Here is a 15,423-nt window from a genome sequence, read left to right as displayed (position 1 = left end):
GGGTGAGGCGGAGAAGAGGCAGCAGCGTTGACGGGGGACAGTCGGGCAGGGTGGTTCGGCCGCGTACGCGCAGGTGGTCGGTGGCTGATAAGCACTCGGCGCCGCGGTGTGACGTCGGGCGTGGTGGCGGTCGTTCTGGCGGCGGGGCTGGGGACCTGGGCCTTCCAGGGGCCCCTGGCCACCAAGGACCGCTACTGCTGGGGCAGTTGGGAACAGGACAGCGGGCCGCTCATCCTGGGCGACGCGGGTTTCTCGGGCGACGACGCCCGCAGCCGTACGTCCAAGGGAGCGCCACCGTCGCCCGGGAAGCCGTCGGGCTCGTGCACCCTGACCGTGCAGTCGAGCGACGTCCGCTCCGACGGCGACGAGAGCGTCCAGGGCACCACCGTGACAGTGACGTACGGCAGGGCGCCGAAGGACGCGGGGGCCCGTCTGACGTGGCTCAACGACTACCTCGGCGACGGCGCGATGCCGCTGCCCGACGGGTTGCCCGGCGCCGTCGGCGGCTCTCGCGGCCTGCTCGTGCTGCCGAAGCGGTGCGACACCCGCGACGGCCGCCCCACCGCGGTCACCCTCGACGCGCGGTCGGAGCCGGACGGGACACTGACGCGCTTCCCCGACCTCGGCGGTTCGCGCACGGTGGCCGAACTCCTGGTGGCGGTCGCCAACAAGGGCATGGAGAAGGCAGGTTGTGCCCCGTCGAAGGCCCTGCGCGTCACTTCTCCCGTGCTCACGCTGCCGGAGAAGAGGGAGACCTTCTACTCCGACCCGGCGTGCCGCATCAGGGGACTTGACCTCGATCTGGGCAAGGAGGCGGAGCGGGAAACCTCCTACCAGGTCGGCGCGGTCACCGACGACCTGCAGTCCTGCTCGGTACAGGTCGGCCGAGGCGGCGCGGACTTCCTCGACGCCCTCATGGTCGCGCACCCCCGGATCGACGCTCTCCTCAAGGACGTGACGGGCGACAAGGCGCCCGCGCGTGGCTGGCGGGGCAGGGGCGTCCTGGCGGCGGACCATCAGGTCGTACGGGCCCGGTGCGCGGGGCGTCCGACGACGTTCATGATGCTGGGCGCACCGGAGCACAAGGCCAAGGGCGGCCTCTTCGCCGCATTCACCGACGCGGTGTCTCAGCGACTGGGGTGCGCGCCTGTCGCACCGGCCGCGTCCGCGGGAACCGGGGGACAGCGCTGATGACCGAGACCGACGAGACGACTGCTGCCACGGTTCCGGAGCCGCCTCGCCCCTGGTGGCACTGGCGGCGGCTCACGCGCGGGCGGCTGCGGCCCGCCGTCGCCGCCGCCGTCGCCGGGGCGCTGCTCGGCGGGGCGGGGACGGCCTGGCACGCGCAGGCCGGCCCTTTCGAGCGGGAGTCGGCGTGCTGGGGCGCGTTGAGCGAGGACGACGTGGCGGATCTGTTCGGCGGCAAGCGGGACATCGAGGCGTCGGACGTGCCCATCACCTCGGACCACATCTACTCCGAAGGTCCGTCCGGCGTGTGCCGCCTGAAGTCGCCGCGCGGTCGGCGGATCACGGCCCAGGTCCACGAGCTGGACACTCGGTTCGGCGGTTCACGTGACAAGTGGGCCGACGAGTACCTGTCCGCGCGGATGACTCCGCTGGGCGGCGGACTGCTGGGCATGGCATCGGACACGCGCGCGTGGCTCGCGGTTCCGGAAGGCTGCGTCGGCCGGGCGCCCGACCGCAAGGGACCGCTCGTGGCCGACCTGGAAACGGGCTGGACCACCTACGACAACGCGGTCGACCCGGGTGAACGCGCCCGTCTCACCAGGGCGGTGGTCCGACTCGTCAACGGCTATCTGGCCGAGCAGGGGTGCGAGGGCAAGGTGACGGACCCCGCCGACCGACTGCCCGCGCCCGCACGCTTCAAGAACGAGAAGCCCGACGCGGTCTGCGGCATCAAGGGGCTGCACATGCCGGGTGGCCGCAAGACCGACGCCTACCATCGACCGCTGGTCACGGTGGGCGAAGGCCCCGTACGTACCTGCGACCGCGATGTGCTCTTCGGGCACCCGCGCCTGCGGCTCATGACGGTCGAGGACCCGCGCCTCTCCGCGCTCTACGCGGGCCTGCAGTACGACGGCGGCCCCGAGGTGAAGGCCCTGGGCGGCGCCCAGGGGAACGGCTTCCTGCGGGACGACTTCGGCCTCTTCCAGGCCCGGTGTCCGACCGGTGACGTCACTTTCCTCATCCGGGCCGAGGGCACGCGGCGCGCCGCCGACATCCGCACGCTCCTGCCCCGCTACGTGGCCGCGGAGGCGGACCGCGTCGGCTGCGGACCGCTTCGGATCGAGCTGCCTGATGAGTGACGTGGAAATGAAGGAGCCGCGAGGCGAAAGCGTGTCCCACGGGGTCTACTTCGTCTTCACCCTCGTCGTGACGGGAGTCGGGTGGGCCATCGCGGCCGCCAACACCGGTATCGCGTATCTCGCGGTGGGCACGGACTGGATCCCGATCTCCACCGGACTCATCGGTTGCCTCACCTTCGCGTTGCTCCTGTGTCTCCTGCACAACGCGTGGTGGCTCGCGCTCGTGTCCTTCCTGCCGGCGGTCTTCGTCCTCGTGGGCTCGGTGCAGTACGCGCCCGAGGCCGCCCTCGACGTCCGCGGGGTGCGCGAGAGCGTCCGCATCACGGCCGACAGCGCCGCCGACGGTGGATCGAACGACCACCGCTTCACCCTCGTCGGTCCGGAGGGCAGGCTCGGCGAACCCCTGACCTACAGCGGCAGCAACCCGGAGTGGGAGGTGGGCGACCGGCTCGACGTCATCAGCGATCCGGAAGGAGTCGTCCCGCTGGAGGCCGCGTCCGACGTCGACCCCGACGGCCGGCTCGGCACCTTGGGCATGGGCGTCGCCGGATGGACGGGCATCACGCTCCTGGCGGGCCGACGCGGTTTCGTACGGCGTCGCGCGGGCCATCGCGTCACGCTCGGGGATCTCGCCTGAGCGGGCAGAGGTCGCCGCGCGGGCACGGCGACCCTTACGCGCGACGCCTCCCGGCAGGGCCACCGCCCGCCACGGCCACGCCCCGAGGCGCCACCCCCGGCACCACCTCGCGCATCACGTCCGCTCGGGCGGCGCGGCCATGAACACCGCGGCCGCCACCGGCCTGCTCCACCTGATCGCCGCCGAGCCGGCCTTGCTCGCCGCCGCGCCGCCCGGTGCCCCCGGCGAAACCCTGCTGCACCGGGCCCGCGACGAACACCATCCCTGCCTGGGCTGCGGCCGCCCGGCAAGCTGCGCCGTCATCGTCCACTCCCCCATCGGCGATCGCGTGCTCGACCTGTGCTCGTTCTGCTGGGACACGGTCCGTCAGGCCAATGAGGCGAGCAGCCAGGCGTAGGGAGGGAGCGACGGGGGACTCGGGAGCGGGGCAGATTGTGCACCGGCACGCACACGGGCTTCCGTTCGACGACCACAGGGAGGCGCGATGTCGATGCAGACCCATCGCCTCATCATCCAAGAGCTCGCACGGTGCGAAGAGTGTGCCGTGCTCCGCGTGAGCGGTGAACTCGACCAGAGCGGCGAGAAGTACTTTCTACGCACCCTCGGTGCTTCCGTCATGGCGGGTCATCGGCATCTCGTACTCGATGTGACGGCGCTGGTGTTCTGCGATTCCCGTGGGCTCAACTGTCTGCTCGGGGTGCGCTGGTTGCTGCGGCGCCGTGAGGGGCAGCTTCTGCTGGCCGGGGCGGGCCGGCATCTCGCCGAACTGCTGGCGGCGACCGGCAGCACGGAGATCTTCCCCCGCTACCTCACGGTGGGCCAGGCCCTGCTGACCCTGCCGCCCGCGCACCGTCCGACGTGGCCGCCCATGCCCTCGCCCCACTCGGACGGCGCGCCGACCGACACTGCCGTGTCTCGTGACCGTGAATCGTGACCCGTGCCTCGTTCCCGTGACTCGTGACGTCGCCTGTCACCCATGCCCCGCGAGCCGCGAGCCGCGACCCTCACCAACACGGGTCAGACCACGATGACCCGGCGCCCCCGCGTATGGCCCGCACGGCTGTCGACGTGCGCCGCGGCGGCCTCGGCGAGCGTGTACGACTTCTCGACCGGGATGTGCAGCTTTCCCCGCGCGATGAGAGCGGCGGCCTCGGCCAGCGCCTCCGGCACGCTTCCGGCCACGCCGGAGAATCGGACACCGAACTCCGGCGCCCCCAGGTCCGCGATGGAGACCACCCTCTGCGGGTCCCCCGTCAGCTCGACGAGCTCGGGGATCACGCCGGAGCCCGCGAGATCGAGAGCCGCGTCGACCCGGCCGAACTGCCGCACCCGCTCGACCCAGCCCTCGCCGTACGTCGTGGCGCGCGCACCCAGGTCACGCAGATAGTCCTGGTTCGCGGCCCCGGCCGTGCCGATCACCGCGATGCCGCGCTCGCGTGCGACCTGCAGGACCGCCGACCCGACTCCCCCGGACGCGCCGCTGACCAGCAGCGTCTGCCCGGGCCGCACGCCGACCTCGCGGATGACGCGCAGCGCGGTCTCCACCACCGAGGGATACCCGGCCGCCTCTTCGAACGTCAGGCCCTCGGGCATCCGGGCCCAGGCCGACAGCACGGCGAACTCGGCGTACGTGCTCGCCCCTTCGCCGAACACGCGGTCGCCGACCTCGACCCCCTTGACGCCCTCTCCGATCTCGTCCACCACTCCCGCGGCGTCCAGCCCGACCCCGGAGGGCAACCGGGTCGGATGGGCCCCCAGGACCTGCCCTTCACGAACCCTCCAATCGACGGGATTCACCCCCGCCGCCCGCACGGCGACGCGTATCTGGCCGGGGCCCGCATGGGGCTCCTCGGCGTCCAGGAGTTGCAGGACATCGGGACCGCCGAACTCGGCGAAGCTCACTCTCTTCATACGGAGGACCGTAGCACTAACCGTTAGCTTTTAAGAACCGATAGCTATTCGGAACGATTACGGGTTTGTATTTGATAGCGTCAGTCCATGACCGAGCCGTCCGGACGCCGCGAGCGCAAGAAGGCCGCGACCCGCCAGAAGATCGCTGACGCCGCCCTGGGGCTCTTCCTGGAACGCGGGTACGACGCGGTGGGCATCCGTGACGTGGCCGCCGAGGCCGACGTGGCCGTCACCACGCTCTTCTCCCACTTCGCCTCGAAAGAGGCCCTGGTGTTCGAGCAGGACGAGGACTTCGAGCAACGCCTCACGCGGGCGGTCACCGACCGGCCGCCGCACGACCCGCTCATCCCCGCGCTGCGCCGCGAGATCCTGGCCCTGGTGCGGCATTGCACGGCGAACGACGCCGCCCCGGTCTGGCGCATGATCGAGGAGTCGCCCGCACTGCGGAAGTACGAGGAGTCGATGAGGCTGCGCCACGCGGAGTCGCTGGCAGCGGCCATCGCCGCGGATCCCGCCCTGTCACAGACCACGACGGCCTGCCGGGCGATCGCCAGGTTCGCGATCGACGCCTACTCGGTGGCCCGCGAGGCGGACGACCCGCAAGCCGCGGTGGACGAGGTCTTCCTGATGATCGAGGCGGCCTGGAAGGTCGCCTGACCTCAGGGCCGGGAGGTGGCGACCTACCGCGTCGGGGGGCCCGCGGGCAGCCCTGCCCGCTGCGGGCTGATCTTGCCCCGCCGCGAGGTCAGGAACTCGCGGACCTCATCACGGTTGTCCATGTGACGACGGTACGACGCGAGCTCTACGGGGAGCGATGTACTGCCGGTACACCCCTCATCCGTAACTCGCTGCGCGCGTGAATACGAGGTTTTCTGGAAGACGTGGCACGCCCCGGCAACTCGGGGTCCGCCCGAGCCGACCGCCCCCCCGCCCGCCTGACGCGGCCTGGTCGTCCTCGCGGCCACCACCGCTGCGCGACATCGAATCGACAGGAAACCCCATGGAATTCATCAAGCCCCAGCCCACCAGCAAGGCACCGGCGGAATGGTTCACCGGAGACGTCTGGTGGGACGTCATCGTCGCCGGTCAGGAACCGTCGAGGATGCGAGCGAACCTCGTCCGCTTCTCCCCCGGCGCCCGCACCAACTGGCACTCCCACGCCGTGGGCCAGAGCCTGCACGTGGTCTCCGGCATCGCCCTGATCGGCACCCGCGACGGCACCGTCCTCGAAGCCCACCCCGGTGAGACGGTCGGCTGCCCGCCCGATGAGGAGCACTGGCACGGCGCCGCCCCCGACCGGTTCATGGAACACATCGCCATGTGGGAGAGCACCGGCGACGACACCCCCGAGACCCAGTGGGCGGAGCCTGTCACCGACGCGCAGTACACCGGCCCTCGCAACTCCAATCGGTGACGGGGCACGGACGCCGATGACGCGGCCGCCAGCCCGCACCACGGGGCCGGTGTCGCCCGCGTAGGGTGCTACGGCATGAACGAGGTTTCCCGCGATACCGTCCGTCCGATACGTGCCGATGAGTGGGTCAAGGCGAAGGAGCTGCGGCTCCTCGCGCTCAAGGACCCGGCGGCTCCGATCGCCTTTCTCGACACCTATGAACAGGCCGCCGCGGAACCGGACTCCTTCTGGCAGAAGCGGGCCATGAGGGCGGCCGGCGGGACGCGGATGCGCCAGTTCGTGGCCGAGGCGGAAGACGGGACCTGGAACGGCACGGTGGCCATCCTCATCGAGGACGCGGGCAGCGACGACGCGTTCGGCCAGGCCGTTCAGCAGCGCCAGGCGCACGTCTTCGGCGTCTTCGTCCGCCCCGAGCACCGCGGAAGCGGAGTCATCGACGCGCTCTTCACGGCGGCGGTCGAGTGGGCGTGGTCGGTGCCGGACGTGGCGCGGGTGCGCCTGTACGTCCACGAGGACAACGCGCGGGCCGAGCGGTTCTACCGGCGGTACGGATTCGTGCCGTCCGGGGCGACCGTCCCGATGAAGGGCGATCCCTCGAAGGTGGAGCGCGAGATGGTTCTCGACGTGCCCGACTCCGCCTCCCGGCCCGGCCGCTAGCCGCCCGCGGGTGACGGCTCGGTGAGCCCGCGCGTGCGCCGCATCATGCTCAGTGGCGGATGCGAACGCCGTGGCGGGTGCGCATGCGGCGCAGTTCCCACAGAGCCACCGCGGTCACGGTCACGGGGCCGCCGAGGACCGCGCACCACTGGACGGCCGGTGGCCCGTGCGGCAGTCCGCCGTCGAGCGCGACGCTGAAAAGCATCAGCTCCCACACGAGTACGACGGTGAGCGCGGCCGGGAGCGCGGCGTGCACGTTGGACGTGTTGAAGGCGTAGCGGGCGGCGTACGCGGAGGCGAAGAGCAGGAACGGCAGCAGCCAGACGAGTCCGATGAGCAGCGCGAGCGCCACGAGTCCATCCGTGAGCGTGCCGTAGTTCTGCTTGAGCAGCAGGGTGCTGCCCGCCAGCACGAGCCCGACACCGACCAGGATGCCGACGTACCAGGCCACGGCCTTGAGCGGCGCACGCAGCCGGGAGCGGAGCACGCGCCGCCGCTCGGCGGGCGCGTAGCGGATGAAGCCGAGGACGACCAGCGGCCCGGTGAAGATCAGCAGCAGCGGGGCGAGGATCAGCCTCACGACGCCGTCGTTGGCGACGCCGCTCCAGCCGTCCTCCGCACCGTAGGCGTAGATCAGGGCAAAGCCGGCGGCCGCACCGGCGATCGCACGCGCCAACTGCACCTTCGACACCAGCGAGTCCGCTACTCGGCCGGCGCCGGGCTGGTTGAAGATCGCTTCGGCGCGGCGGCGGGCCGAGCGGATGAACGGGATGAGCGGCGAGACGAAGAAGAGCGCGCACCCGGAACGCCGCCGCCGGACGGGCTGCGGCGGGAGCGGGTACGGATACGGCTGCGGGGGCGGATAGGGCCCGGGTTGCGGCGGTCCGTACGGATTCGGACCACCGCCTCCTTGTGGGTCGTACGGACTCGGGCCGCCGCCCTGCGGACGGCCGTCCCCCGGGCCCCAGCCCTGATATCCCCCGTGTGCCACGGTTCCCCTCGCCTCCTGCGACGCTTGTGAGCGCGCGCAGTTTACTGGCCGGAACCGGACGGGTGTCACCAGGGCCGCGGCCTCGGGGTCGGCCGACCCGGGAGCTGGGCGGCCTGGGGGCCGGCTGACTGGAGGAGTCAGGCGGCCTGCTGCTCGTACCCGACGAGCCGTACGCACACGGCGAGCCCCTCGATGGCCTGCTCGAGCTCAACGAGGCTCGGGTAGCTCGGCGCGATGCGGATGGTCGCGTCGCGCGGGTCGTCGCCGTACGGGTGGGTGGCGCCGGCCGGGGTCAGCACGATGCCCGCTTCGGCGGCACGGCGTACGACCTCCTTGGCGCAGCCGTCGGGCACTTCGAGCGTGACGAAGTAGCCCCCCTTGGGGTCGGTCCAGCGGGCGAGGCCCGTGGAGCCGAGCTCCGCCTCCAGGATCCGGGCCACGGCCTCGAACTTCGGCTGGAGCAGGGCGCGCTGGCGCTCCATGTGGGCGCGCACCCCGTCGGCGTCACGCAGGAACATGACGTGCCGCAGCTGGTTGATCTTGTCCGGGCCGATCGACCGCTTGGCGTTGTTGGCGAGCAGCCACTTCAGGTTCGCGGGCGACGAGCCGAAGAAGGCGACACCCGCACCCGCGGCGGTGATCTTCGAGGTGGAGCCGAAGACGAAGGCACGGTCCGCGTTCCCCGCGTCCGCGCAGGCCGCGAGCAGGTCGGCGATCTCGACGGGCTCCGCGGTGAGGTGATGGGCGGCGTACGCGTTGTCCCAGAAGATCCGGAAATCGGGCGCGGCGGCCCGCATCGTGGCGAGGCGGGCGACGGTGTCGTCGCTGTAGCAGGCGCCGTCGGGGTTGCTGTACTTCGGGACGCACCAGATGCCCTTGACCGACGGGTCCTCGGCGACGAGCCGCTCCACGACGTCCATGTCCGGGCCCTCGGCGGTCATCGGCACGGGAATCATGTCGATCCCGAACCGCTCGCAGAGGGCGAAATGCCGGTCGTAGCCCGGAGTCGGACACAGGAAGGCGATCCGCTCCTGGTCCACCCAGCGCGACTCGGCACCCGGCACCACACTCAGCAGCGCGTGCACCAGGCAGTCGTGCATCAGCTCAAGGCTGGAGTTGCCGAGCGCGAGGAGCTGGCCGGCCGGCACCTGGAGGACGTCCGCGAAGATCTCCCGGAGCTCCACCAGACCCTGCAGACCGCCGTAATTGCGTACGTCCGTGCCGTCGGCGGAAGTGTGCCGCCCGCCCGGCAGGCTCAGCAGGTCCTCGGAGAGGTCGAGCTGCTCCGGCGCCGGCTTGCCGCGCGTGAGGTCGAGCGAGAGTCCGCGACCTGCGAGGTCCTGGTAGTCCTGGCGGGCCCGCTCAAGGAGCCCGGTCGTGGCGTCGGGGCTCAGCTCGGTGGTCATGGTGTGTCCTTACGTTGTCGGCGCTGCCCGAGCCTGTGAGCTGCGCGAGCTTGCGCCGGGGGCATCGGCACTGCCCGCCGAGGATACAAAGCGATGGGCTCCCCGTGTCCCAGCAGGTGGCGCGCGTCACTTTCCGGTGCCCCGCACGCCCACAAGACGAGAGGTCCGTCAGTGGACGAACTCGGTTGCCTTGGTCATCGGTCCTCCGGCGTCACCGGTGTTCATCGTCCCCGCGGGCTCGAAGAGCAGGATGGCGGTTTCCACGTCCGCCACGGGGCGGTGTTCGACGCCGCGGGGCACCACGAACAATTCGCCGGGTCCCACCTCCACGTCTCCGTCCCTGAGTTGAATGGTCAACCGCCCGTTGAGGACCAGAAACAGCTCGTCGGTGTCCTCGTGGCGATGCCAGACGAACTCTCCGTGCAACTTGGCCAGCTTGACCTCGTAGTCGTTCAGGACTGCCACGGTCTTCTGTGACCACAGCTCGCTGAACTCCGCGAGCTTTTCGGTGATGCTGACGGGGGCGGGCTTCTGGGGCATGCGGGTTCCTCTCTCAGGGCCGGCCGTCGGAGCCCCGGGGTCCGTGGGGTCCCGCCGCAGTCCGGCTGCTGCCATGAGGTTGCCGGGAACGGTCTTTGGCGGTCTTGTACGTTCCTGGCATGAACGCAGATCTCCCTCGCACGTCCATCCGGGCCTGGCGGCCGCCGGTGCCGGGGATCGCGGAGGTCTTCCACGCGCACTTCACCGACCACGCCTATCCGGCCCACACCCACGACACGTGGGACCTGATGATTCTTGACGACGGGGCGGTCGACTTCGCGCTCGACCGCCGCCGCCACGACGCGACCGGCTCCGCGAACGTCCTCCTGCTGCCTCCCGGCGTGCCCCATGACGGGCGGACGGTGACCGCGTCGGGCTTCCGCAAACGCGTCCTCTACCTCGAAGACTCCGTGCTCCCCCGGCGGTTGATCGGTGGCGCGGTGGACGGACCGGTCATCGACGACGCCTTGCTGCGACACCGCATCCACCATCTACACGCCTCACTCGGCCGCCCGGGAGACGAGTTCGAGGCGGAGTCGCGTCTCTCCTTCATCAGTGAGCGGCTCCGCGGTCACCTTGACGCCCTCCAGCCCCGCGCGCCGGGCCGCGAAGCGAGCCGTCTGGCGGCGCGCACACGTGAACTGCTGGACTCCCGGATATCCGCGGGCCTCTCGCTGGACGAGGCCGCCACCACCCTGCACGCGCATCCCACCCACTTGATCCGCTGCTTCAAGCAGACCTACGGCCTGCCGCCGCACGCCTACCTCGTCGGCAGGCGCATCGACCGGGCCCGCCGCCTCCTGCTCGGCGGCCATCGTCCCGCCGAGGTCGCGACCACCGTGGGCTTCCACGACCAAGCCCACCTGAACAGGCACTTCACACGCCACGTGGGCACAACGCCCGGACGCTACGGCCGGGGCGGGGGCTAACCCCCGCAGGCATCGGCCAGGTGACCTGATGTTCTGTCACCCTCCGTGCTCCTAGCGTCGGCTCCGTCTCTTCCTCTTGAGCCAGTTGACACCAAGGAGCATGATGCGCGGCCTCTTCCCCTCACTCGCGGCCGGTCTCGGCCTGGGCGGACTGCTCGCCGGAGCGGTGCCTTCGACGGCGGCCCCTTCCCCTGTCACTCGCCCCATCCCGGCCTACGAGCAGCAGCGGCTGAGCTGGGGGCCGTGCTCGAAGACGCAGGTGGAGCTGAACGCCGCGGGGGCGCGGTGCGCGAAGGTGAGCGTTCCCCTCGACTACTCCGCTCCCGGCGGTCGCACCCTGCAGATCGCGGTCTCGCGCATCAAGGCCAAGGCCTCGGCTCAGCGTCGCGGCATCCTGCTGTCGAATCCGGGTGGCCCCGGCGGCACCGGGCTCGCCAACACCCTTGCGTTGCGGCCCGCGTTGAAAGGGGTGGCGGACGGCTACGACCTGATCGGGTTCGACCCGCGGTTCCTCGGCGAGAGTTCCCCGATCACCTGCGCACCGGCCGAGCCGCCGACCCCGCCGGGGCCCTCGACAACACCCCGTACGGACTTCGACGCGTCGGTGCGGAACGCGCGGGACACGGCGCGGCGCTGCCGGGAGCACGGCGACAACGCGGCGCTACTGCCGCACGCGTCCTCCCGGAACGTGGCCCGGGACATGGACGTGATCAGGGCCGCCCTCGGCGAACGGAAGCTCTCGTACTACGGCATCTCGTACGGCGCCGACCTGGGCGCGGTGTACACCCAGCTGTTCCCCCGCCGCACCGGCCGCATGGTGATCGACTCCTCGACCGACCCGGCCGCCCCCCAGTACGAACTGTTCCAGAGCTCCGGCGAACCGGCCGAGGAAGCGCTGGACGAATGGGCCGACTGGACCGCACGCCACCACGACACGTACCGGCTGGGCCGCACGGCCTCGCACGTGCGGACGCGCGTCGAGCGGCTCCTCGCCCAGGCCGAACGCCGGCCGGTCAGCATCGACGGGCAACGCCTCGACGCCCCCGTCCTGCGGCTGCTGTTGAAGCAGCCCATTCAGCACACGGAGAACGATCCGGCGCTGGCCGCGATCGTGCGGGACCTGGTCGACGCCGCGGCGGGCAAGGCGGTCGAACCGGGCCCCGAACTCGCCGCGATGCTGGAGCTGCTCGCTTCGCCCGACCTGGCGGACAGCATGGTGGGCGGGGCGCTCTTCATGTGCGGCGACGGCGGCTGGCCTGCGGGCGGCTGGCCCAAGGACCCGGAGACGTACTGGCGGAACAGCGAGCGCAGCCGCAGCACCCAGCCCGTCTTCGGCCCCTACGTCAACGGCATGATCGCCCCGTGTGCGTTCTGGCCCACCGAGCCGCGCGAACCGGGCACAACCATCGCCAACGACGTGCCCGTACTGATGCTCCAGGCCCGTCGCGACAACAACGTCCCCTACGACGGGGCCCTCGCCCTGCACCGCAAGCTGACCGGCTCGCGCCTGATCACCGCGGACATTCGCTCCCACGGCGTCTATGGCCGCGGTCTTGAAGGACTTCGCCCCGTCCCCTGCGCCGACCGCGCGGTCAACGACTACCTGCGCACCGGGGTCCTGCCCGCGCACGACATCACCTGCGCCCGGCGGTAAGGCGCCCGAAGGGTGGAGGAGGTGAGGGAGGCGAGAGCGGCTGTGCCCGCCGTCGGCTCTGGCCTACCATCAGTCGGACATGGCCACACGGGAGACGCGACCCCAGGGCGGTGCGGTGCGCACGGCCCTGTTCGTCATGGTCTTCCTCTTCCTCGTCCCCTTGCTCGGGATCGACGGGCCGTCGGGCACCGCTGTCGCGGCGGTCACCGAGGACCGCGGCGCGACCGCCGTCGCCTTCGGTCCGTACGCCGAGCGCGCGGCCGACAGGCGTGACAGCGGCCGTGACGGGTCCCGCGACAGTGGCCGTGGCTGTCACGAGGGCGAGAACAGGGCGCCGCGCGGGGCGTTGCCCGCTCCCGAGCGGACCGGTTCGCCCGCGTTCGAGGCGGCACCCGCGCCGTGCGAGCCGCGGGACGAGGCGGTCGCACCGCTCGGCGCGGCTCCCCCGGACGCGACGTCCGTCGACCTCTACAGAACCCAGGTCATCAGAACGTAGACGGGATCTCTCCACCCGCACCCCGCCGACAGGACCGGTCGGCGTCACCGCGTCACCTTCATCGACCAACAGGAGAGATCCGCATGCCCCTTTCCACTTCCACCAGCACCCACGACGCCGCTGCGGGCGGCCCCGGCTCCCCGCTCGTGTCCGCGCAGTACGGCGGTGACATCGGCCTCCTCCTGCTGCGCTGCGCGGTCGGTCTGACCATGGCCGTGCACGGCAGCCAGAAGCTCTTCGGCTGGTTCAACGGCGCGGGCCTCGACAGCACCGCGGGCTTCTTCGCGAGCGACGGCTACTCCGCCCCGAAGGTCATGGCCACGGTCGCCGGTCTGACGGAGACGCTCTGCGGCCTCGGTCTGGCCATCGGCCTGCTGACCCCGCTCGCCGGGGCGGGCATCGTCGGCATCATGCTCAATGCCATCGCCATGAAGTGGGGCAACGGCTTCTTCAACCCGGCCGGAATCGAGTACGACCTGGTCCTGCTCACGGCTGCCGTAAGCCTGGCCCTCGCCGGCCCAGGCAGGTTCGCCGTCGACCACGTCCTGCCGGTCCCGCGCACCCACCGCCTCTCCCACGGCATCACCGCGGTGACACTCGGCGCCGTCGCGGCCGCGGTGGTCCTGGTGGCCTTGCACGACTGACCGCGCTCAGCCTCGCTCCACCCCCGCCGGGACGGTCCTGTCGACGAACGCTCACCGAAAGGCGATCGGCCTCGGGCCGGACCGACGGGGGTGCCCCCGGCCTAGGCTTCTGCGGCATCACCCCGGTCCGGCGCCGCCAGAAGGCCGCGGACCTCCTCCGCGGTGGTCTCCAGGAGTTCCTCCGCCACCAGCACCCAGCGCGTGACGCCGACCGACTCCAGGAACGTCAGGTCGTGGCTGGCGATCAGTAGCGCGCCCTCGTACGACTCCAGAGCGCCGGTCAGTTGGCGCACGCTGGCCAGGTCCAGATTGTTGGTCGGCTCGTCCAGCATGAGCAGTTGAGGGGCAGGTGCGGCGAGCATCATCGCCGCGAGTGCGGCGCGGAAGCGCTCGCCGCCCGAGAGGGTGCCCGCCTGTTGTTCGGCGCGTGCCCCCTTGAAGAGGAAGCGCGCCAGCTGGGAACGGATGTGGTTGTCGGTGAGCCCGGGAGCCAGGCGGGCGACGTTCGCCGCGACGCTCAGAGAGTCGTCAAGGACGTCCAGGCGCTGCGGCAGGAACCGCAGCGGCACCGACGTCCTGACCTCGCCGGACAAGGGAGCCAACTCCCCGGTGAGGGTGCGAAGGAGCGTCGTCTTACCGGCGCCGTTGCGCCCCACGAGCGCGATGCGTTCCGGCCCTTGCACATGCAGGCTGCCCTCCTTCAACTTGCCGAAGCGGGGGCGCAGTTCACGCACGCTCAGGACCGTGCGGCCCGCCGGCACAGCGGTGTGCGGGAGGTTGACGCGGATCTCGGCGTCGTTGCGGATCGCGTCCGCGGCCTCCTCGCGCCGCTCGCGCGCCTCGTTGAGCCGCTCCTCGTGCAGGCCCCGGAGCTTGTCCCCCGACTCCTGCGCGGAGCGCTTCTTCTCCCCCGCCACGATGCGCGGGGCGCGCCGCTGGGCGTCCATCTTCTTGCTGTGCCGCTGGCGGCGGGCCACCTTGACCTGGGTCTCCTCCAGTTCGCGCTTCTGGCGGCGTACGTCGGCCTCGGCGGCCCGCAGCATCCGCCCCGCCGCTTCCTGCTCGGTGGCCAGCGCCTCCTCGTAGGCGGACCAGCCGCCGCCGTACCAGCTCACCGATCCGGCGCGCAGTTCGGCGATGCGGTCCACGCGTTCCAGCAGGTCGAGGTCGTGGCTGACCACGACCAGGACGCCGGAGCGCCAGGATTCGACCGCTTCGTAGAGTCTGCGGCGTGCGAACAGGTCGAGGTTGTTGGTCGGTTCGTCAAGGAGAAGGACGTCCGGGCGCTCCAGGAGCAGCGCGGCCAGGCGCAGCAGCACGGTCTCGCCACCCGACATCTCCCCTACGGTCCGGTCGAGTCCGACGTCACCGAGGCCGAGCGACCCCAGCTGGGCAAGGGCCCGCTCCTCGACGTCCCAGTCGTCGCCGACCGTCTCGAAGTGCTCCTCGCGTACGTCTCCGGATTCGATGGCACGCAGGGCGGCACGCCGCTCGGCGATGCCCAGGGCCTGGTCGACGCGCAGGGTCGTGTCGAGGGTGATGTTCTGCGGCAGGTAGGCGAGGCTGCCGCTGACGGTCACCGACCCCTGGGACGGGCGCAGTTGGCCGGCCAGCAGGCGCAACAGGGTTGATTTGCCGGTGCCGTTGGCGCCGACGAGCCCGGTGCGGCCCCGGCCGATGCTGACGGAGAGGCCGTCGAAGACGTTCGTGCCGTCCGGCCACTGGAACGACAGGGCGGAGCAGGTCAGGGAGGCGCTGGGTGTGGTGGGTACGGACATGAGGAATCTCGCAGTCGCAGGCGCGGGCGGGGGGCGTCG

Annotated in this window: 17 protein-coding genes; 12 read left to right on the top strand and 5 right to left on the bottom strand. The window is 71.3% G+C overall.

Annotated elements, in window-relative coordinates; translation table 11 throughout:
• Positions 1 to 123 precede the first annotated feature (123 nt).
• From AB0I94_RS13810 to AB0I94_RS13790, 5 genes are all read left to right on the top strand, one after another.
• Positions 124 to 1,191: a hypothetical protein gene (locus AB0I94_RS13810; RefSeq protein ID WP_363309735.1), complete on the top strand. Its 1,068-nt coding sequence runs from the start codon at positions 124 to 126 to the stop codon at positions 1,189 to 1,191.
• Positions 1,191 to 2,327: a hypothetical protein gene (locus AB0I94_RS13805; RefSeq protein ID WP_363309733.1), complete on the top strand. Its 1,137-nt coding sequence runs from the start codon at positions 1,191 to 1,193 to the stop codon at positions 2,325 to 2,327. The genes AB0I94_RS13810 and AB0I94_RS13805 overlap by 1 nt, the downstream gene beginning before the upstream one ends.
• A gap of 7 nt (positions 2,328 to 2,334) precedes the next feature.
• The gene (locus AB0I94_RS13800; RefSeq protein WP_363309732.1) at positions 2,335 to 2,964 is read left to right on the top strand and encodes a hypothetical protein; all 630 of its coding nucleotides are present in this window, start codon (positions 2,335 to 2,337) and stop codon (positions 2,962 to 2,964) included.
• Between the two features lie 139 nt (positions 2,965 to 3,103).
• Positions 3,104 to 3,361, top strand: coding sequence for a hypothetical protein (locus tag AB0I94_RS13795; protein WP_363309730.1), 258 nt, complete (start codon positions 3,104 to 3,106; stop codon positions 3,359 to 3,361).
• Positions 3,362 to 3,448: 87 nt separating this feature from the next.
• Positions 3,449 to 3,898 carry an STAS domain-containing protein gene (locus AB0I94_RS13790; protein ID WP_363309729.1) on the top strand — a complete coding sequence of 150 codons (450 nt, stop codon included), beginning with the start codon at positions 3,449 to 3,451 and terminating at the stop codon, positions 3,896 to 3,898.
• A gap of 83 nt (positions 3,899 to 3,981) precedes the next feature.
• Here the strand turns inward: AB0I94_RS13790 and AB0I94_RS13785 are convergent, their stop codons facing one another.
• Positions 3,982 to 4,875 (bottom strand): NADP-dependent oxidoreductase, encoded by an 894-nt coding sequence (locus AB0I94_RS13785; RefSeq protein ID WP_363309728.1) that lies wholly within the window; start codon positions 4,873 to 4,875, stop codon positions 3,982 to 3,984.
• 87 nt (positions 4,876 to 4,962) lie between these two features.
• Between AB0I94_RS13785 and AB0I94_RS13780 the strand changes: the two genes are divergently transcribed.
• The 3 genes from AB0I94_RS13780 to AB0I94_RS13770 all read left to right on the top strand — a co-directional run bounded on the left by AB0I94_RS13780 (position 4,963) and on the right by AB0I94_RS13770 (position 6,946).
• Positions 4,963 to 5,532 carry a helix-turn-helix domain-containing protein gene (locus AB0I94_RS13780; RefSeq protein WP_363309727.1) on the top strand — a complete coding sequence of 190 codons (570 nt, stop codon included), beginning with the start codon at positions 4,963 to 4,965 and terminating at the stop codon, positions 5,530 to 5,532.
• Positions 5,533 to 5,875: 343 nt separating this feature from the next.
• Positions 5,876 to 6,289 (top strand): cupin domain-containing protein, encoded by a 414-nt coding sequence (locus AB0I94_RS13775; RefSeq protein ID WP_363309726.1) that lies wholly within the window; start codon positions 5,876 to 5,878, stop codon positions 6,287 to 6,289.
• A 75-nt stretch (positions 6,290 to 6,364) separates the two neighbouring features.
• Positions 6,365 to 6,946 (top strand): GNAT family N-acetyltransferase, encoded by a 582-nt coding sequence (locus tag AB0I94_RS13770; RefSeq protein ID WP_363309725.1) that lies wholly within the window; start codon positions 6,365 to 6,367, stop codon positions 6,944 to 6,946.
• A 49-nt stretch (positions 6,947 to 6,995) separates the two neighbouring features.
• On the opposite strand, the gene AB0I94_RS13765 is transcribed toward AB0I94_RS13770, so the two are convergent.
• From AB0I94_RS13765 to AB0I94_RS13755, 3 genes are all read right to left on the bottom strand, one after another.
• Complete coding sequence (locus tag AB0I94_RS13765) at positions 6,996 to 7,937, bottom strand: hypothetical protein (RefSeq protein ID WP_363309724.1); 942 nt, start codon at positions 7,935 to 7,937, stop codon at positions 6,996 to 6,998.
• A gap of 137 nt (positions 7,938 to 8,074) precedes the next feature.
• Complete coding sequence (locus tag AB0I94_RS13760; protein WP_363309723.1) at positions 8,075 to 9,343, bottom strand: aminotransferase class I/II-fold pyridoxal phosphate-dependent enzyme; 1,269 nt, start codon at positions 9,341 to 9,343, stop codon at positions 8,075 to 8,077.
• A 168-nt stretch (positions 9,344 to 9,511) separates the two neighbouring features.
• On the bottom strand, positions 9,512 to 9,883 hold the full coding sequence (locus AB0I94_RS13755; protein WP_363309722.1) for a cupin domain-containing protein: 372 nt from the start codon (positions 9,881 to 9,883) through the stop codon (positions 9,512 to 9,514).
• Between the two features lie 119 nt (positions 9,884 to 10,002).
• Here AB0I94_RS13755 and AB0I94_RS13750 point away from each other — a divergent pair, with 119 nt between their 5' ends.
• The 4 genes from AB0I94_RS13750 to AB0I94_RS13735 all read left to right on the top strand — a co-directional run bounded on the left by AB0I94_RS13750 (position 10,003) and on the right by AB0I94_RS13735 (position 13,606).
• A complete protein-coding gene (locus AB0I94_RS13750; protein ID WP_363309721.1) occupies positions 10,003 to 10,812 on the top strand; it encodes an AraC family transcriptional regulator in 810 nt (269 codons plus the stop codon).
• Between the two features lie 103 nt (positions 10,813 to 10,915).
• On the top strand, positions 10,916 to 12,466 hold the full coding sequence (locus AB0I94_RS13745) for an alpha/beta hydrolase (protein WP_363309890.1): 1,551 nt from the start codon (positions 10,916 to 10,918) through the stop codon (positions 12,464 to 12,466).
• A 79-nt stretch (positions 12,467 to 12,545) separates the two neighbouring features.
• The gene (locus AB0I94_RS13740; protein WP_363309720.1) at positions 12,546 to 12,962 is read left to right on the top strand and encodes a hypothetical protein; all 417 of its coding nucleotides are present in this window, start codon (positions 12,546 to 12,548) and stop codon (positions 12,960 to 12,962) included.
• Between the two features lie 83 nt (positions 12,963 to 13,045).
• Positions 13,046 to 13,606, top strand: coding sequence for a DoxX family protein (locus AB0I94_RS13735; RefSeq protein ID WP_363309719.1), 561 nt, complete (start codon positions 13,046 to 13,048; stop codon positions 13,604 to 13,606).
• Between the two features lie 101 nt (positions 13,607 to 13,707).
• Here the strand turns inward: AB0I94_RS13735 and AB0I94_RS13730 are convergent, their stop codons facing one another.
• On the bottom strand, positions 13,708 to 15,384 hold the full coding sequence (locus tag AB0I94_RS13730; protein ID WP_363309718.1) for an ABC-F family ATP-binding cassette domain-containing protein: 1,677 nt from the start codon (positions 15,382 to 15,384) through the stop codon (positions 13,708 to 13,710).
• Between the last annotated feature and the right edge of the window lie 39 nt (positions 15,385 to 15,423).

Origin of the sequence: Streptomyces sp. NPDC050147 (genome assembly GCF_040660195.1) — a bacterium.
GTDB lineage: Bacteria > Actinomycetota > Actinomycetes > Streptomycetales > Streptomycetaceae > Streptomyces.
This window is presented reverse-complemented; position numbering and strand designations above follow the sequence as displayed.